This window comes from Luteolibacter sp. AS25, assembly GCF_046736275.1.
In the GTDB taxonomy this organism is placed as follows: Bacteria; Verrucomicrobiota; Verrucomicrobiia; order Verrucomicrobiales; family Akkermansiaceae; genus Luteolibacter.
The window spans coordinates 1,165,101-1,183,366 of the sequence record NZ_CP151837.1 but is presented as its reverse complement, the minus strand read 5'-3'; the positions used below and the strand labels follow the sequence as shown (position 1 = coordinate 1,183,366).

Genomic DNA, 18,266 nt, shown 5'->3' with positions numbered 1-18,266 from the left:
GTGGTTCGAATAGGGAAAATGCGATCGGCGGTGTCGTGCACGCGAAGAATGAAACTGTTTCCCGTGCCACCTGCCTGCAAGGAGCAAAACGTGGCGCATGGGGAGGACTACGGGGGAGGTAGGACCAATCATTCACCTGACAGTGAGTGACTGGGCCATGGAACCGGCTGGCCTGGGGACTGAATCAAGATGTGCATCTCGGATATGGCCAGAGCTGTTTTACGTGCCTAGCTTTGAAATGATCCTCGGGACGATTCATCCGCCTGGCAGGTTGAGGAATAAGCAACTCTGCAAGGAATCCCGGGAACACCTGTATATACCAACATGTCCATTTTCAGATACACATCGGCACTTCTTGCCCTCTCCGTGGCAATCTCCATGCCGCTGGAAGCAAAGCCGAAGGCTCAACCCAAAAAGAAAACACAATCCACACGGAAGGCGTCACTCTCCCCGGAGGAGCAGCTGAAGACCTTCAAGCTCCCGGAGGGGTTCACCATCGAGCTGGTGGCCTCCGAAGAAAATGGACTGATCAACCCCATCGATATCGCCTTCGATGACGCGGGCAGACTCTGGACACAAACGGCGGAAATGTATCCGCTGGACCCGTATACCAAGCTCGTCGGGAGAAAATCACTGGAGGCAATCAAGGACGGAAAGCTCGGCGACCAGCCTGAGTTCAAGCAGATCAGGGACCTTTATCAGCTGAAGACAAGAGGCACCGACAAGATCCTGGTTATCCCTGATCCCACTAAAACGGCCACCGGCCAGCTCCATGCGTTTGCGGAAGGCATGACAATCCCGCAGAGCATCCTCCCATACAAGGACGGGGTATTCGTGGCCCATGGCTCGGAGATGCTTTTCCTGAATGATGAGGACGGCGACGGCAAGGCGGACTCCAACAAGAGCGTGCTCACAGGCTTCGGCATCACGGATACCCACACACTGGCGCATACCCTGGTTAGGGGCCCCGGTGGATGGGTGCACTTCTCCCACGGCGCACTGAACAAGGGCAAGGTAACGGCGGTGGAGTCCGGCGAATCCGTGGCTATCCATTTCAGCAAGATCGGCCGCTTTTCCCTCGATGGAAAACACATCGAGGTGGTGAACAACGGTCTCAATAACATCTGGGGATTCCAGATGAAGGCGAACGGCCAATGGTATGGCACGGAGGCAAACGATCTCTCTTACAGCCTGACACCGATGCATCCGATGATGGGCTACAAGGGAATCGGCAACGATAAGATCAAACCCTACCAGCCCTTCCCTTCCAACTTCCACAAGTTCACCGTGGGTGGCACCGGTATCTCCGGGCTGGCCTATGATGAGAATGGCAGCGAGGGATTCCCCGACCAGTGGGACAATGTAGGATTTCTTGCCAATCCGATCACCAACAAGATCAACTGCGTGATCGCGGACCGCAATCCGGATGGTTCCGTGATCTCGGAGCATCACGAGGATTTCCTCTCCTCCACGGATGATTGGTTCCGCCCGGTGAACATCGAGTTCGGCCCGGATGGCTGCCTGTATATCGTGGATTGGTATAACAAGATCGTTTCCCACAACGAGGTCTCACGGGATCACCCGGACAGGGATAAATCCCACGGCCGTATCTGGAGAGTCCGCCACAAGAGTCAAAAGCCGGCGAATATCCCTAACGTGGCGAAGGCTGCGGATGAGGAACTTCTGAAGCACCTTGTTTCCGAGAATCTGTGGGAAAAACGCGCCGCCTGGCACCAGATCGCCGACCGCCAGGTGAAAGAGCTCACTCCCGAACTTGCGAAGATCGCCACGGATTCATCCCAGACGAAGGAATCGCGGATTCTAGCACTATGGTCATTGGAAAGCCTGGACAGCTATGATCTGGAGGTCATGAAGGCACTCACCGCTGATAAGGACCCGGACATCAGAAGAGAAGCTGTGCGCTCGCTGGATACTTTAAATCCGGCCATCGAGGATGTGGTGGAGCTGACGAAGCCACTGATCAATGACCCTCACTACATGGTGAAAGAGCAGGTGCTGAGAACGCTCGGCAGCTACGAAGCGGCAAATACCGACACCATCGAAATGCTCGTCTCCGCCACCAATCCGGAAGTGGGCGGCAAGAACGAGTTCGGCGGCGGATATGAAAATAACTTCCAGCGCTTCCTGGCTCTGATGGGACTGGAGAACCACCCCCTGGAGCTTGAGAACTTTCTCAACTCCCCTGCTTCTGAGAATGTGCCGGTTGCAAATATGACCGAAGCCGCGCAAATACTGCCTAAGGGAGAAAGGGCGCAAAGGATCCTGGCAGCGATAGAAAGCGGCAAGACAAAGCTGGACGGGAACACGCTCGTCGCGCTTTCCGAAAGCCTGAATGAGCCGGAGGTCCTGGCGGCATTGGGAGACCAGCTGGCAACCAAGGAATTCATCGAACTGGCGCTGGAAACCCAGCCACGCCTCCGCACTTCTTCTCTGGCAAAAGCGGTAGAACCCGGCCTAAAAAAACTGATGGCCTCCTCACCTGAAGACCAAAAGATGGCAATGGATGCGGCGATTCGTTTGCAATCCAACGCGATCAATCCGGAGGTCATGAAGCTCATCGGCGCAAAGGCTCTCAGCGAGGTGACTCCGCAACTCATCGAGGCTCTCGCAATTTCCCCCGAAGAAAACGAAGCCGGCCTGAAGGCACTGGCCGATGAGGGCAGCATCCCGGTGAGCACTCGCGTAAAAGCCATTCTGGCATATGCGCTGATTCAGCCGAAGGAAGCTCTGGCCATCTTCAGCGCTCTCTATGAGGAGGCTGACGATTCCGTGAAATCCACTTTGACCGGCAGCGCACTCGGCAACGAACAGGGCGCGATCTTCCTCACGGACCTGATCAACCGGAAACTCCTTTCCCCCGATCAGCTGGATCTGGATAGCGCACGGAAGCTCATGGAAATCACACGCGGCCCGGCGACCAAACTTCTGGCGAAACGCGTGGCAGATCTTCAGGCGGCGGAGGACGCGGCAGCGGCCAAACGAATCGTCTCCTATGAGAAAGCATCGGAGACGCTGACAGGAAACCCCGCTGCGGGTGAAGGACTATTCAATGCCTGCCTGGCCTGCCATCAGGCTGGTGGAAAGGGCCATGACCTCGCGCCATCGCTGGATGGCTCCTCCAACCGGAACCTCGATCATCTCCTCACCGCCATCGTAAAACCGAATGACGCAATGGAAGGTGGATACAGGCTTTACCGCATCATCAAGACAAACGGCGATATCCTCGAGGGCTACATGTATAACTCCACCGAAAACGGAACGACCATCGCCTTCATGGGCGGGGCCACCATGTTTGTCCCTAAGGAGCAGATCAAAAGCGAACGATTCGCAAACGGGCGATCCTTCATGCCCGCTTCATTCGGCACCCTGCCGGAACAAACCATGGTGGATTTGCTCTCCTACATCAGGGGACTGAAATAAGACGTGTTGCTCCAGCCCGGCTAGAGGCTACGGATTTTAAATCCGCTCTTCTATCCAGCTACGTTCCCGGGTCAGGATGGAAGAATCATGAACAGGAAAAGCAAAGCAGGGATCGCAATTCTCGTCGGACTTTGCGTGGCCCTGCCGCGTTTCCTACTTGAGGCCAGCATGCCCGGGAGGTTGATGCCTACCGATGCTCAGGGCGGCATCTACGTGATGTTTTCCCTGATTATCAGCGGGCTCACTTTCGGTATCGTAGCGCTCTTCAGCTATCAGGCTCTTTCCTCCCACTTTCAGCGCCGCCGGCTGGCAGCATTTGCGTTTGTGATGCCAGTGTTTTTTTGTGGAGGGTGGACGCTCAATCAGATCCATCATCTGAAAGAAATCGAAAGCGCTATGATTGAAGCGGAAGACCCAACGACAAAACAGGATCGGCTCGGTGAATTGATCGGGTTCCAGACAGGATTCGGCTATGAAATCGATAACCGGATCGCGCTGAATCCGAACACGCCGGATCATCTATTGAGAAAGCTGCACAAAAGACCCGGCCAATTGGGAACGGAGATGTCTCTCGCTCAAAACCCGAATACTCCATCCGACGTTTTGGAAAGCCTTTCAAAAAACGAGGACAAATGGATACAAAAGGCATTACTTGATAATCCCCGCTTTCAGAGATTGAAGGCCAGCAATGAAGACCAATAAGCATTCCCAGCCATGAGCCAAGAGAAGACTCCGAATCATGAGCAGCGTGCATAAACCCCCCTCAGGATGGAGAATGGCAGTCTCCATTATCCTATCCGTTGTCATGGTTCTGGGACTTATCCTCTCTACGGTTTCGTGCCTTCTGGCGCTGATGTTTCTAGGTAACTTCAATTTCAGCAACAACTGGCACCTATTCGTTTTCACATACACCTGCGCGGCTCCGGTTGCCTCCATTATCGGAATGGTTGGTCACTACTACGTCCCCAAGGGAGTGGTTGGCTGTGTCTCGCTGCTGGCGGTATTCGCCCCTATCGCGATTCCCTGGATCTGGTCGCTCGAAGGATCGCAGGGACTGATTCATTGAGAGGAGTCAGCACTTCCCCAATCTGGATTTATAACTAATATTCTGATAGTAGATAGAACCGCTTTAGATAGATTTCCAAATTAACCATACAAAACCCGAAACCATGAGCCTAAGCTGGGACATCCTACAACACTTTCAGATCGCTGAAGCGAAATCCACCGCGGAAAACGCAGCCCGAAAGATCGATAGCCTTACCACGAGGAAGGACAATACGAAGCAGGAACTTGAGGAACTCACCCTTGCCACCCAGGCAATGTGGGAACTTCTCCGTGATCAGCTGGGCTTCACCGATGAGCACCTCAAAGCTAAAATCCTGGAAATCGATGCAAGGGACGGGACCGTGGACGGAAGGATCGGCGCACAGTTGATCGACTGCCCGCATTGCGGCCAGAAAGCCAGCACGATCAGGCCAAGCTGCATGTATTGCGGACACAAACTGCCTTCATCCTACGTGATGAAATAAGAAATAGAATTACGCCCGGCAGTATCTATTGCTGTGCGGATTCCACTTTTCCAAACCAGCGACGGGAACCAATATCTATTTCTAGCTTCCATCCTCTCCCGGAAATCTTCAGGTCTTTGATAAAAGCTATGAAAGTGTTTATCATCATCCTCGCTACTATCTTGGGAATCAATATCGGCTTCTCCGAAGAAAAACGGGGTAACTGGACTACATTTTATTATCAGGACCCCTCACCGGACGCCTTCTCAATAGAAGTTCTGGCAATGGCGGAAGCAGGTATACTGAGAGATGAAAATGCATACGGAACTCTCATTGGTTTCCTCAGCCAAAGCTCCTCTACCATTTCGAATTTACAATCACTTCACACCCAGGGCTTCACGCACCTCGGCCACCAGTGCATCTGCCTCGTCGCCGTCCATCCACCCGGCGATTTTGATGGCCTCTAATGTCACGATCAGATCCACCCGCTTCATCGGCCGACCGTTCTGACTACCGCTATTGGTGGCGCGGATATCCGTCACACGGCTTCGTGGAAATGAGCGGTCTTTCAGGACAAGACCACGCTTGTAGGTGCGGAGAGAGACTTCAGCCTCATTTCCTTCGATACGTTTTTCCTGACCGCGCTCACCGAGAGCTTTGAAGAACAAGTAGACAGCCACGCAGGCAATCAACGTGCTGAAGCAGAGCCATAGCGTTCGGAAAGTGCTGGAGAAGAGATCCTTTAGGAAATTGATCAGCTCCTCCGCATCCCACGCGGTTGGAACCGTTGAAGGAAAGCCGGTATCCATAACAAAAAGGCCCAGAACCAGGAACAGAATACTCACCGCGAAAATGATTAATGCTCCTAGCGCACGTGCTTTTATCGAATCCGGGATGACCACTGAGAAATAATCTTTCCTGCCGCGTTCCTCCGGCTCGTATGAGCCCACGACCCGCTTTCGGTTGGCAGTTGTGGCTTCCTCCAAATCAGCGGTCAGCCAGGCTTTTTCATCGTCCCGCAGGGCGGAGCCGAATTTGAATTTCTTGTCCGCTTTTACCTGAATCCCGTAAACCGGCCTCTTGTTCTTGCTGTAGAACACTACCTGGGAGACGGACTTGATGGATTCGAGCGCGCATCGTTGCTCATTCACTCGTCCGAACAACTCCTTTTTCAGGGTGAACTCCCCTCCACTCACGGAGATCTCCACCTTCTGGAACATCCCCTTCAAGCCAGCAAAGAAAACTCCGAGCCCGATTGCCCAAAAAACACCGAGAAAAGGCACAATGATCAGGAACGGCATATCTCCTTCCGATAGTCTATTTTTAAAAGATTCCGCTAAAATGGCGAAGCTTACTACTGCTGTGATTCCCAACCACGCGGTGCCGAATAGGAGAAAGAAATCGAATTTACCGGCTGCTGGAATTTTCCAAACAGCCCCACCCAGGCCATCCCCGGCCTTGGTGATCTTAGTATCAGCCGGCACTTCGTCAGCTTTTCCCTGTCGCTCGGTCTCAATGCCGTGCATGAGCCATTCGCGCACTGAGGCGCTGCAGCCGCATTTTTCACATTTCAGGACGTCATTGGCCCTCCTCAATGGACGGGGGCTGCGAACGTCGCACTCAGGGCACGCAACCCAGCTTTCACCGGATCCATGCTTGAAGCCGAACTCCTCAATTTTTTCGACAATGCTCTGGCGCACGATCGAATCATCCGCATTTAGGGCAGAGAGATGCAATCCCCTTTGCCCGTAAATGTCGTAAAAACCGCTTATTGATTGAGCTTCCTAGCCCATATCAGTGAACGTCACACCCAGAGCCTGCTCGAAGCGGCCGATCTTTTTCCGCTCCCGCGGATCGATCAACGCAAGTGACATCCCCTTTTTCCCGGCACGGGCAGTCCGTCCGCTGCGGTGGGTGTAATACTCTAGCTGTTCCGGAAGCTGGTAGTGAATCACGAAGGAAAGGCCCTCCACATCGATACCACGGGCAGCAACGTCCGTGGCGATCAAGATGCGCGCACGCTCCTTTTTGAAGGCGCGCATGACCTTGTCACGCTCACGCTGGGATAGATCTCCCTGGATGACCTCCACTGAAATCTGCATTTTCTCCAACTGGCGACCAAGGGCGATGGCGCCGGCCTTTGTCCGGACAAAGATAAGCCCACGCTCATCCTCACGCCGGGCGAGGAATTCCAGAACGTATTCGTTCTTCTCATCCTTTCCGCAGACGGCGTAGCGATGCTCAATATTCTGGTTTACCACATGCGCCTTATCGATGCGCAAAGTCTCCGGCTGGCCGTGCATGGAGGCTTTGATCAGTGCCCCGAGCGAATCCGGGAACGTAGCGGAAAAGAGCCAGGTGCTGCGCCGCTGGCGGGTAAGGCCGAAAATGGAGACCAGCTCCTTCTTGAAGCCCATGCTGAGCATTTCGTCTGCTTCATCAAGCACCAGATGCTTCACGTTCACCAATGTGAGTGACTTCTTCCGCAGGAGATCCAGCAGACGGCCCGGAGTGGCTACCACGATATGAGTAGGACGTTTCAGGCGCACGATCTGCAAATCCATCGGCTCACCGCCGGTGAGGGTCTCGATGAAAATCTTATCCGTGTATTTCGTAAAACGGAAAAGCTGCTTGGCGATCTGCTTTGCCAACTCCCGCGTGGGAGCAATGACCAATCCCTGGATGTCCGGCTTCTTCGGATCGATCTTCGTGATCAACGGGAGGCCGAATGCAGCGGTTTTACCTGTGCCTGTCTGCGCCTGTGCCACGAAATCCGCTCCGCTTTTCAACAAATACGGGATCGAACGTGCCTGGACTTCCGTCGGCTGCTTGATGCCCATCTCGTCCAAACCCTTTACCAAATCCGCGGGTATTCCTAATTCTCTGAATGTGCTCAAAATATTGCTTCTCTAAACTTTCCGATACACTGCCAACCCGAAAGCCATCTGACGAGTCAAACAAGAATGGATATTTCCCCCTAAAAAAGATACCGACAGGACATGCCATCCCGCGGCCGCCATCAATCCACCTCCAAGGAGTGTAAATCGATCATGAAAAAGATCGAAGCTCTCGATGGAGTCATCGGCGTGATCATCGGTAGATCATATGGTGGAAAGTCCTTGGGTAAAAACGACGCGACCGGAGCCATCAAGATCCAGCGGAAGACTCCGGGCGGGCTGAAAGCCGTGACGCAATCAGCAAAAGGCCTGCAGGAAATCTTCATCCGTACGGAAGCCGGGGTGGAAGACCGGATCGTCGAAAAGATTCAAGAACTCGGCTGATCGAACCGCTCGATCAACTGCCTGCGGGAAGCAGGAAGGCTGCCCAGATGTTCACGCAGGGCGAATTCCACACCGGTCTTCCCACCGGAAATCCCCAGTATTTCCAGAAGCTGTTTCTCAAAATAGACCATCGCCCGCTTGCTGGGCTCCTCCGTATCCAGGTGATCGAGTGCACGGCGCAGTAAATCATACAAATCCACCTCCGCCTGCTCCAGCTCCACCGCACTCTGCACCAGCTGGCAGAAATACCCGGAAAGTAGCGTGGACGAATACTGCCTGCGCAACCCCTGCCGCCAATTTGAGATCGAGACCTCCTTCAGCGTATGCAACTCACCCTTCTTCGCACGTAACACGGAGATTTCCCCGGAGAAAAACAGATCCAACTTCCCCGAAAAAGGACTCCGTGGCCGCAGTGCACCCTTCGCCACCGTCTTCACCAGACCATCGGTTTCGGTGAACCAATGAACGATCAAACTGGTGTCGGTAAGTCGCGTAGTGCGTATCAGAATCGCTTCGCTGGAGAACACTGTAATGGATGATTGTGAAATTCGGCTTGATACGGGTGTTTTACTGCCCTAGCCAATAACCAGCAATTATGGCTCAGCAATCAAACAAAATCACTAAACGTCGCCGTCGTGCGAATTATCTGAAGCGCAAAAAGGAACAAGCCAAACTCGGCGGCATCCTTCCGAAGGCTACAGTAAAGAAAGCAGCTTCAAAAAAAGGCGACTCCGCTGACACTGACGCAGCAGAAAAGACAGCTGCCAGAAAAGCTCCTGCTAAAAAAGCAGCCGCCAAAAAAGCTCCAGCCAAAAAAGCAGCAGCTAAGAAAGCTCCAGCCAAGAAAGTAGCTGAAGAAACAGCAGTAGCCGAAGAAACAGCAGCTGAAGAAACAACAGAAGCCGGCGAGGAGTAATTCCCACCATTTAACAATTTCTTTCCAAAGGCCGGTCTCTCAGCATCTATTGAGACCGGCTTTTTCATTTTCAAGACCTCCATTTTATACACAGGAATCCCACCGCATGACTCAGGCGACCGCAAACATAGATAGCTCAGCCAGCCAGGAGGACATCCACGTCATCTGCATCCAGTGGGGCACTGCCTATCCGGCAGAGGATATCAATCGCCTGTATTCAATGGTCGCCCGGAATACGACCCTTCCACTGAAATTTCACCTCTTCAGCAATGAGTCGCTACCCGCTCTCAATCCGGAAATTCTTCAACATCCCGAGCCCGGTGTTGAGCTCCCTCAGGCAAAGGGAAATCTGAACTACCGGAAAACCGTGGGACTTTGCACACCGGACATCGCCGGCCTACAGGGGAAACGAGTGTTCTTTTTCGATCTCGATGTAGTCATCACCAACAATCTCGACGCACTTTTCACCTACCCGCAAGACGACCAATTCTACATCATCAATGATTGGAATACGAAAGGCGACCACGTGGGCCAAGCCACCTGTTATTCCTTCATCGTAGGGAGCTTGAGCTACATCAAAGAAGATTTCGAATCAAACCAACAGGCGGTCATCGCCCGCTACGGCACCGCCACCCAGCAGTATCTATCGGCAAAAGTGATCGAACGCTTCGGGGCCATGCAATTCTGGCCGGATGCCTGGTTCCGCTCGTTCAAATACCACTGCCTTGCACCACTATTCGTTCGCCGCTTTGTGACGCCGAAGAAGCCCCCTGAAGAGACCATGGTTCTGGCATTTCACGGGAATCCCAACATCCAGGACGCCATCGTAGGAGTCTGGCAAAGCCCAGGCAGCGCGAAACAGGAAAGTGCCTGGAAGCGGTTCTACAAGAAATTCCGCGCTGCGGAGTGGATTGCGGACTACTGGAAATAATTCCCGAAGCCTATTTTTTCATACGGCTGAGAAACTTGTTCACAGCCATTTTCACCGCAATCCACGGATTCCGCTTCCGTATCAGGGAGCGACTCAGAATCGAGCCATAGTCACTCATCGCTGCCCGTTCCTCGTGGCGCGATTCGATCTCACGCGCGACCATCGGAAAAATCTGATGCACGTCCAGAACGCGCCGCCTAGCCTCAAGCAAATCTTCCAGGCGTTTCTCGTATTCACCATTCGCGATAGCCTCCCTGATAGTCGCCAGCGAACCCTCGTAGTCGTTGATATCGATCGGGATGAAGCTGCCCTCCGGGAAATAATCGGCGGCATTCGGGCAGCCATGGTAAAAGGGAAGAGAAAGGCCCAAAAATGAATCGCTCAGCTTTTCGCTCCAGTGATCCGGGCCTACGAAATTTTCCACCACGATGTGGTATTTGAAGTCATCCAACGCTTCGGATTTGTCATCCACCGGTCGAACTCCCCGTCCAAAGATTTCCAATTCGGGAATCTCTTCCTTCAGCGCCCAGGTAAAATCATATCGAGTCGCATGCAGGGTATGTTTCTGGCGTTTTGCCGAGCAAACCGTTGAGATCAATTGTGTCTTTTCAAGTGGTGGATTCGCGGAGATCGCGTCGTGATCCATCATCGGTGTCTGCCCCGCACCATAGAACCAGCGGTAGCCAGACTGTTTATAAATTGCGTTTGGGTGACGAATAATTTCCGGTTCCTGAGTGGTGATCACGTGCCCGAATTGGGCAAGGAAATCCACCCCGTAGTTCTTAACACTGGAAGGTTCATTCGTGACAAATATTGTATTCTCCCGCGGGCAATCCAACTTCTCTTCCCACATCGAGAAGCGCTCGAGATCGTTCGGCGGAAAATCACTGAAAACAACCAGCCAATCATAACCACGCGCATCGCAGTCCAGCAGGAATTCACAGTTGCCGAAAACGGTCTTCCCTCCCGGAAATTGCCTGAGCCACTTTTCAGTCGAAGCTTCTTTCCGGCGAATACCTCTCGCCATGTATTTCACCCGAATCATTGCACGACCCTTTCACCCGCCACCCAGGAAAGCAACTTCTTCGCGAACGTCTCCTTCTTTTCCTCCAGCGATACCGTTCCATCGCCCTCCGGACAATATTCGGCCAGATCGACGATCTGTGTTCTTCCAATCAATTCCTCCCCCTGCAGCCTTCTCACGTATCTTCCATTTATACTATCTTCAGGCATTTCCCAATTTTCAGGGAGCACAAGTTCCACCCGTTTTCCAACTGCCAAACCTTCCGACATCATTGAGAGACTATCCTGGGTCACGAAAATCCTCTCCCCTGCTCCGAGATAGGCACTCAAGCATCTTTTTGGCTCCTCGTCCCACCAAACAGCCTGCTCGATATATTCGGGTGAAATCCCCTTTTTCAGGATTTCCTCCGCATCCTTCCCGGTCCTGCGGGATGTGCTCAGAAGCCACTTGAACTGATATTTTCCAGCCAGCTTATTCATCGCATCCGCTAGCTCACTCCAATCGCTCTCTTTGAACGGATGAGTCCTACTCGCCCCCCCAATCAACATGGTCCAGCACCTTTCCGGCGCACCATCCGGCCAGAAAGCTTTCTGTGCGGATAGAGCCCCTTCCACAGATTGTCCGGTCTCAATGATCGGCATAATCAGCTCGTTTTTGCTCCCGTCGGAAACCGGGGTTAGAATCAGATCGAACCAATCAGCCGGAAACGGTTTCCGCTCCCCTATGAAGATGCTCCTCGCTCCGTATGCCACACTCAACAGGTGATTCAGATACGCGCTTTTCCCGCAGCTAGAGATTATCAAATCAGGTTTTTCCTCCGGTAGAACAAGGCCCGGATAGAGGATATGCGCTAACTTCAATGCGCTTCCTTTCCGACAGACCTTACCCACCAGTAGCCTTGCAATAGGCCGCTGCCATCCCCTGAGCTTCAGACGAACATCAATCCAATTGGTGCGAGCCAAAATCTTCGACTCCAATAGGCCGCCGATTCCTTTTGTTTGGACCGTATGCCCCGGTGTTCCCTCATCCAAAAGCCATACGTTCATCAGCTCCTTATTGGATAAAGTTCATCACCATCTCGTGAAATTTCAGATTTGCCTCACGCGCCTCCCCCAAGGCGTTCGGATAGGTGACGGCATTTGTATTTCCCTTCCATTCATCTTTTTCACAGAATGTCGGCTTCCATTTAAGCATGGAGATTTTATCATTGATCTCGTTATAAATGAATACCTCCTTGCCTAGAAGAGTTGCCCAATAAGCACCGTGATAGGAATTGGTTATGACTTTTTCCGCAGATCCCAGGAAGCCAACCGCTTCCGAAAACTCTGCTTGATCATTAATCATTTTGGGAAATGGCAGATCGATATTTTGCCGATGATGCTGAAACACCACATATTCGGAAGTGATATCATACTTTTTGTCGAAGTTATCACTGATGCAACTCACACACGGAACCCATTGATCGCCAAATCCGACATCCCGCACGCCATACAACGTCTTCTTTGCATTGGGTAATGCTTTGGCCTTCTTGGTCAGAAACGATCGATACTTGCTGATATCCCGGATACCTCCGCCCCAAAACACGATCTTTCTCGCTTGGCTCAGGTATTTAAGCTGTTTCACATCATAGAATCCACCGCCCACTATTACCGTCTGATCCAGTAATTCGTCCGTCTTTCCTGCCTTGTAATTTTTCCTGAAATCACTGAATTCCACTCTTTCCACAGCGTGTGGCTGGAAATCTAGAAATTGAATTGGTGAGCAATTTGCATCCCCAACATTGTCGGTAAAGAAACGGCAAAGAAATTTTATACTGTCTGACATGATGTATGATCCAGAAAATGTAGATGGATTTAAAAATATGGGCCTCTGAAGAAACACCACAGGCGACGCTATTATTTTTTAGCCAAAACCTAAAAGTTCAAAAAGTGAATATCCGATTACGCCACGGCCTCACTTGCCAATAGGTCTTCATAAACACCGAGGGTGTTTTTCAGCATGGAATCCAGCAGAAAAGCCTCGTGAACTCCACCCGGCACCAGGTCTGACTGAAGGATTTTCCTGACTTTTTCCGCTAACTTTACCTCGTCGCCTACCGGCACTGTCCCTTCGGGAAATAGCACTCGAAGCTGCTCGGCGACTCCACCGTGATCGTAACCCACCACCGGCTTGCCCAATGTCGCGGCTTCCAGCGAAACTCTCCCGAAAGCTTCAGGATCGTGGGAGAGGGAGAGCGTCAGGTCCGCCACTGACATTACCTCCCGCACATCCTTCCGGTGTCCAAGAAACGTGAGATCGTCCAATACACCAAGCTTTCCGGCCGATGCGCGAAGTTCCTCCTCGAACTCACGTTTCCTCGGATGTGTCTCTCCAAGCAATAGCCCGTGCACGTTCATCCCGACTTTTTTCAGCTCAGCCAACAGCCGTATGAAATCCTCCTGTCCTTTCCAGCGGGTCAGTCTTCCGGGTAGCAGCAGCACGGTTTTCCCCGCCAATTGCGGATAGTCCGACTTCCACTTCCCAAGCCACTCCTCATCCGGCTGGTAACCTCTCGGAAATTGCCCGGGGGAAACTCCGCGGTGAATCACAGTGATTTTCTCGTCCGGAGTTCCAGGATAATTCTCCAGAATGTATTTCCGGATGCTCTCCGAAACGGCGATCACCCGCTCGCCTTTTGTCATCACCGCAGAGTAGAAATTCACGGAATAGAACCCGTGCACAGTGCTGACAAGTCGCGGCCGCGTGGCAGGGTCCATCTTTCTCCACGCCAGATAAGCGATCCACGCCGGCACCCTTGAACGAACATGGAGTATATCCGGCTTTTCTTTCTCCAGCATCTCCCGGAATGCTTTCACCTGAAAAAGCGAGCCTAGACTCTTTTTGTGAACCGGCATGGCGATATGGCGGGCTCCACATCGCACCAGTTCCTCCACCATTCTACCTCCGTTTGAGACGACAACGGCCTCATGTCCATTTTCCACCAAATAACCAGCCACCTCCAGGGTCCCCCGCTCAACTCCTCCGGAATTCAGCTCCGGCAACACCTGTAAAACCTTCATATTTCCTTGAAACTACCATCCAGAATCGGCTCCCACCAATCTCTGTTTTCAAAATACCAACGCACTGTCTGCTCGAGATATAGACTCATTTCCCCGCCGGCCGTCCATCCGAGCTCATTTTCAATTTTCGATGGATCAATTGAATAACGGAAATCATGTCCCAGCCGATCTGCGACAAATTCGATCTGCGAAGCTGTATTTCCCCTTATATCAAGCTCTGGAAACTCCCGTCCAAGATCGTCCACAATCCGACAAATTTCCCTCACCAGGTCGATATTCCTCCACTCACACTTCGCACCAATCAGGTAGGTTTCACGAACAATCCCTTTCTCTCCGACCAACTCCAAGGCCTTGCAGGTATCCGTCACATGCAGCCAGTCCCTGATCTGGCACCCATCACCATAGACCGAAATCTTATTCCCCCTCATCGCATTGAGAATTGTCAGCGGAATCAGCTTTTCAGGAAATTGGTAAGGACCGTAATTGTTCGCACACGAAGTGACGATTACCGGCAAGCCATAGGTATTCCCCCAAGCTCTCACCATATGATCCCCACCCGCTTTGCTGGCCGAGTATGGAGAGCGCGGTGCATAACTGCTATTTTCGTCAAAAGCACCCTCCTTACCCAGTTCTCCAAACACCTCATCCGTGGAAACATGAACGAATTTGAAGTTTTCCGGTTTCCCGCCGGAGACCCAAAAATCCAGCGCAGCCTGTAGCAAAGAAGCGGTCCCCAATACATTGGTCCGCACAAAATTCATCGGAGCGGAAATTGACCTATCCACGTGACTTTCCGCAGCCAGGTGAAATACCCAATCCGGTTTGGACTCGCGAAATGCCTGCACCATCGCTTCCGAATCGGCGATATCTGCCCTAAGAAGACAATAATTCGGATTTTCCACCACATCGCTCAAGGAACTCAGGTTTCCCGCGTAGGTGAGCAAATCCACGTTTAGAACACGGTGTCCACGGGATAGGAGATGCCGAACCAAATTCGATCCGATGAATCCTGCTCCACCGGTTACCAAGATCGAGCGGGATTCTTCTTCTTTCATATACCAAGCTGCTTTGCCAAAGCCTCTTCCATCGCCTTCTCCACCAGTCGCGCTGCTGCTGCCTCGGTTGCTGAATCCAACCGTTGGGTAGCTGCTTTGAGCGAATTTGCAGAATGATCGGCAATGGCCAGTTTGACCTCCTTGACGGAGCTTTCTATCTCCGCGCGTTCCTCATTCTCCACCAAGCCTTGTGCCAGTATCATTTCCACAGCTGGCAATAGCTCGTCAGCCTTCATCTTGGCCTCCGTAAAAATCCGCTCCGACATATCCTCGAAGGCATGCTCCACGGAAGAGCTTACCATTTCCTCCACGGCAGCATCATCGACATTCACCGCCGAGCTCTGGATATGAACAATCACATCTTTCCCGGTCGAAATCTCACGCGCCAGAACCTCGAGAATCCCGTCCGCATCGATCTTGAACTGTACCCCCACCCGGGCTTGGCCCTTCGGAAGTTTTTCCATCTCCAGCTCGAATTTTCCGAGCTCCCAATTATCCTTGGCCATCTCCCGCTCCCCTTGCAGCACTCTCACGGACATCTTTTCTTGCCCATCAGCCGCATTTGTAAACATCTCCCCCGCCTTGCAGGGAATCGTCGTATTGCGCGGAATGATCACATTCATTAACCCGCCGAAAGTCTCCAAACCGAGGCTGAGTGGCGTCACGTCCAGCAGAACCATCTTGCTCATCGCACCGCTCATCACCCCACCCTGAATCGTGGCACCCAGCGCGATCGCTTCATCGGGGTGTTGTGTCACGTCCACTTCCTTTTTGAAAAATTCAGCCACCGCGTCGCGTACCGCGGGCATCCGCGTGCTACCACCCACCAATACCACCGAATCCAGATCTTCCACGCCCAGACCACTATCAAGCATCGCCTGACGGCAGCATTTGATACTCTTACTGATCCATTCTTTTACCATCGTGTCCAGCATCCCGCGGCTCAGTGTTTTCTCGAAACTGCTGAATCCATCATAGAAAGGAATCCTTATCGTGACTTCATCCTCGCTGGACAGCACACGCTTCGCACGCTCCGCCTCTTCTGTGAACTTAACCGCCACGTCGTGGGAGATTTCACCCAGACCATCACGCATCCATGCGGATATCATGCGATCCACATCATCCCCGCCCAGCCTGGTATCGCCATGGGTGGAAAGGACCTGAAAAACGCCGTCCTCAATTTCAAGAACCGTAAGGTCGAAGGTCCCGCCACCCAGATCATACACAGCCACCCTCGAGCGCTCCTTCATCTTATCCAGACCGTAGGACAAGGCTGCGGCAGTCGGTTCATTGATCATCCGCACCACATCCAGACCGGCAAGCTCGCCAGCCTTCTTTGTCGCAGCACGTTGTGCATCATTGAAATAAGCGGGAACCGTAATCACCGCCTTTTCGACTTCAGCTCCGATTCGCCACTCCGCGATCCGCTTGAGCTCCTTGAGGATCTTCGAGGAAACCTCCTCTGGACTCCTACCAACATTTCCGAGCGCCACATCCGTGGTCTCTTCCGTCCCCATCCAGCGCTTCACGCTGGTTACGACCCGTGATGGATCCACGGCACGCCGCCTCAGAGCCTTACGCCCAACCTCTATTTCGCCGTTTTTACCGAACCAGACAGCACTTGGGATGATCCGTTTTCCGTCCTCATCCGCCAGGAGAATGGGAAAACCGGAATCCACCACACCTACCGCCGAGTGAGTGGTGCCAAGATCAATGCCTAATATCATCCCGCTGGATTCCAAGACCTAGGGAATGCGGAAAATCTGACCGTTTGAAGGGTCTTTCGCGAGTTGCCCCGAGCGGAAGCCTTCGATATCGATGACATTGTAAGGCTTGTATGGGCTCAGCACCTGATTCGGATTCGCTGTGCCGGTAGCTGTCGGATACTGGTCACGGCTTGGGACCGGATCGACTTGCTGCTGTTGCCTAGGCTGGTCGTATCCCTGATTGTAGGTGGTTGTCCCCTGATCGGTGCGGTCGCTCTGATCGTAGGTATTGTAACGCTGTTGATCGTCATTCAGACGTCCTTCCGCACGGAGCCGATCAGCCTCGGGGCCGTAGGGCCTGAAGTCGCGTGATGCTGAAGGCGGCGGATAGTAGTTAGGATCCACACAGGATGCGAGAACTACAGCGGTGAAGCAGACGGCGGCGGATGTCAGTATTTTCATAACTCTCTGATGCTTTATGATTGAATTCTATTCACGTCAATACCGTCCGGCGATCAAATATTTTGCAAGAATCGCTACCTTTCTGAACTTTGAAACACGGAATCTCTTGTCAAAAACCCGGAATTCTCCCGCCCGGATGTTCTCCAGAAGATCATGATAGATATCGGACATGATGCGAGCGGGTAGCAGAGACCTTTCATCGATCTCCGGCATCATCTTCTGCGCCTCCTGAAAATAGTATTCAGCCCGTTGGGCGTGATAGGACATCATCGCAAGAAATCGGCCGTCATAGACTTTCCCCACGAGATCCCGCTCGGAATACTGGAAGCGGATCATGTCATTTACCGGCAAATAGATTCGACCCCCATTCGCGAGATCTTCACCAACATCCCGCAGAATATTCGTCAGCTGAAGAGCGTTCCCCAGCAGCTCGGCATATTTGTCGGAATCCTTGTGAACGCAGCCGAAAATCCTTGTACAAACCAGCCCCACCACCCCGGCGACCTTCCAATTGTATTTCATCAACTCCTCCCAGCTACCGAAACTCTGCACCTCCAGATCCATCCGGCATCCATCGATGATTTCAGTCAACCACTTCGGAGAAATCCCGTATCGGCCGATCATTTCCACAACTGCATTTCCTAGCTCGTTGTCTTTCGGGAAAAAACCTTCACGCAGGCCTTCTTCCCACTCCGCCAGTTTCTTCCTGCGGAGGGATTTGGGCTCCACGGGGTCATCCGCGATGTCATCCACCGTTCTACAAAAGGCGTAGAATACCACCATATCATCCCGCCGCGCTTTCGGGAGAATTCGGAGGGCTATCGCCAGATTGGACTTCGCCTTCCGGGTGATCTCAGTTGCTACAGACACGGCGGGCGAACGA

Annotated in this window: 19 protein-coding genes; 8 read left to right on the top strand and 11 right to left on the bottom strand. The window is 52.6% G+C overall.

The features are described from left to right. Nucleotides 1-324: 324 nt before the first annotated feature. From AAGA79_RS05485 to AAGA79_RS05465, 5 genes are all read left to right on the top strand, one after another. The gene (locus tag AAGA79_RS05485) at nucleotides 325-3,441 is read left to right on the top strand and encodes a PVC-type heme-binding CxxCH protein (protein ID WP_411827767.1); all 3,117 of its coding nucleotides are present in this window, start codon (nucleotides 325-327) and stop codon (nucleotides 3,439-3,441) included. Nucleotides 3,442-3,528: 87 nt separating this feature from the next. Next, nucleotides 3,529-4,143: a hypothetical protein gene (locus AAGA79_RS05480; protein ID WP_411827766.1), complete on the top strand. Its 615-nt coding sequence runs from the start codon at nucleotides 3,529-3,531 to the stop codon at nucleotides 4,141-4,143. Nucleotides 4,144-4,216: 73 nt separating this feature from the next. Continuing rightward, on the top strand, nucleotides 4,217-4,507 hold the full coding sequence (locus AAGA79_RS05475) for a hypothetical protein (RefSeq protein WP_411827765.1): 291 nt from the start codon (nucleotides 4,217-4,219) through the stop codon (nucleotides 4,505-4,507). A 103-nt stretch (nucleotides 4,508-4,610) separates the two neighbouring features. Next, entirely contained in the window at nucleotides 4,611-4,970 is a 360-nt protein-coding gene (locus AAGA79_RS05470) for a hypothetical protein (RefSeq protein WP_411827764.1), read from the top strand. Nucleotides 4,971-5,098: 128 nt separating this feature from the next. Further along, nucleotides 5,099-5,416 carry a hypothetical protein gene (locus tag AAGA79_RS05465; RefSeq protein ID WP_411827763.1) on the top strand — a complete coding sequence of 106 codons (318 nt, stop codon included), beginning with the start codon at nucleotides 5,099-5,101 and terminating at the stop codon, nucleotides 5,414-5,416. Here AAGA79_RS05465 and AAGA79_RS05460 read toward each other — a convergent pair. Together AAGA79_RS05460 and AAGA79_RS05455 are read right to left on the bottom strand one after the other, a co-directional pair. Next, the gene (locus AAGA79_RS05460) at nucleotides 5,327-6,649 is read right to left on the bottom strand and encodes a hypothetical protein (protein ID WP_411827762.1); all 1,323 of its coding nucleotides are present in this window, start codon (nucleotides 6,647-6,649) and stop codon (nucleotides 5,327-5,329) included. The genes AAGA79_RS05465 and AAGA79_RS05460 overlap by 90 nt on opposite strands. An 84-nt stretch (nucleotides 6,650-6,733) precedes the next feature. Beyond that, nucleotides 6,734-7,846: a DEAD/DEAH box helicase gene (locus tag AAGA79_RS05455; RefSeq protein WP_411827761.1), complete on the bottom strand. Its 1,113-nt coding sequence runs from the start codon at nucleotides 7,844-7,846 to the stop codon at nucleotides 6,734-6,736. 153 nt (nucleotides 7,847-7,999) lie between these two features. Between AAGA79_RS05455 and AAGA79_RS05450 the strand changes: the two genes are divergently transcribed. After that, nucleotides 8,000-8,230 (top strand): hypothetical protein, encoded by a 231-nt coding sequence (locus AAGA79_RS05450; RefSeq protein ID WP_411827760.1) that lies wholly within the window; start codon nucleotides 8,000-8,002, stop codon nucleotides 8,228-8,230. Here AAGA79_RS05450 and recO read toward each other — a convergent pair. Beyond that, the gene (gene recO / locus AAGA79_RS05445) at nucleotides 8,215-8,757 is read right to left on the bottom strand and encodes a DNA repair protein RecO (protein WP_411827759.1); all 543 of its coding nucleotides are present in this window, start codon (nucleotides 8,755-8,757) and stop codon (nucleotides 8,215-8,217) included. The genes AAGA79_RS05450 and recO overlap by 16 nt on opposite strands. Before the next feature lie 68 nt (nucleotides 8,758-8,825). Between recO and AAGA79_RS05440 the strand changes: the two genes are divergently transcribed. Both AAGA79_RS05440 and AAGA79_RS05435 read left to right on the top strand, forming a co-directional pair. Further along, a complete protein-coding gene (locus tag AAGA79_RS05440) occupies nucleotides 8,826-9,146 on the top strand; it encodes a hypothetical protein (protein WP_411827758.1) in 321 nt (106 codons plus the stop codon). A gap of 106 nt (nucleotides 9,147-9,252) precedes the next feature. Next, nucleotides 9,253-10,077 (top strand): hypothetical protein, encoded by an 825-nt coding sequence (locus tag AAGA79_RS05435; RefSeq protein WP_411827757.1) that lies wholly within the window; start codon nucleotides 9,253-9,255, stop codon nucleotides 10,075-10,077. A gap of 10 nt (nucleotides 10,078-10,087) precedes the next feature. Here the strand turns inward: AAGA79_RS05435 and AAGA79_RS05430 are convergent, their stop codons facing one another. The 8 genes from AAGA79_RS05430 to AAGA79_RS05395 all read right to left on the bottom strand — a co-directional run bounded on the left by AAGA79_RS05430 (nucleotide 10,088) and on the right by AAGA79_RS05395 (nucleotide 18,253). Then, a complete protein-coding gene (locus AAGA79_RS05430) occupies nucleotides 10,088-11,104 on the bottom strand; it encodes a glycosyltransferase (protein ID WP_411827756.1) in 1,017 nt (338 codons plus the stop codon). A 14-nt stretch (nucleotides 11,105-11,118) separates the two neighbouring features. Beyond that, a complete protein-coding gene (locus AAGA79_RS05425) occupies nucleotides 11,119-12,147 on the bottom strand; it encodes an ELM1/GtrOC1 family putative glycosyltransferase (protein WP_411827755.1) in 1,029 nt (342 codons plus the stop codon). 7 nt (nucleotides 12,148-12,154) lie between these two features. After that, nucleotides 12,155-12,925 (bottom strand): hypothetical protein, encoded by a 771-nt coding sequence (locus AAGA79_RS05420; protein WP_411827754.1) that lies wholly within the window; start codon nucleotides 12,923-12,925, stop codon nucleotides 12,155-12,157. Nucleotides 12,926-13,041: 116 nt separating this feature from the next. Continuing rightward, a complete protein-coding gene (locus tag AAGA79_RS05415) occupies nucleotides 13,042-14,160 on the bottom strand; it encodes a glycosyltransferase family 4 protein (RefSeq protein ID WP_411827753.1) in 1,119 nt (372 codons plus the stop codon). After that, the gene (gene rfbB / locus AAGA79_RS05410) at nucleotides 14,157-15,215 is read right to left on the bottom strand and encodes a dTDP-glucose 4,6-dehydratase (RefSeq protein ID WP_411827752.1); all 1,059 of its coding nucleotides are present in this window, start codon (nucleotides 15,213-15,215) and stop codon (nucleotides 14,157-14,159) included. The genes AAGA79_RS05415 and rfbB overlap by 4 nt, the downstream gene beginning before the upstream one ends. Continuing rightward, nucleotides 15,212-16,942: an Hsp70 family protein gene (locus tag AAGA79_RS05405; RefSeq protein ID WP_411827751.1), complete on the bottom strand. Its 1,731-nt coding sequence runs from the start codon at nucleotides 16,940-16,942 to the stop codon at nucleotides 15,212-15,214. Before AAGA79_RS05405 ends, rfbB begins: the two co-directional genes overlap by 4 nt. An 18-nt stretch (nucleotides 16,943-16,960) precedes the next feature. Beyond that, nucleotides 16,961-17,383, bottom strand: a complete 423-nt coding sequence (locus AAGA79_RS05400; RefSeq protein ID WP_411827750.1) for a hypothetical protein — start codon at nucleotides 17,381-17,383, stop codon at nucleotides 16,961-16,963. Nucleotides 17,384-17,419: 36 nt separating this feature from the next. Next, entirely contained in the window at nucleotides 17,420-18,253 is an 834-nt protein-coding gene (locus AAGA79_RS05395; RefSeq protein ID WP_411827749.1) for a phytoene/squalene synthase family protein, read from the bottom strand. Between the last annotated feature and the right edge of the window lie 13 nt (nucleotides 18,254-18,266).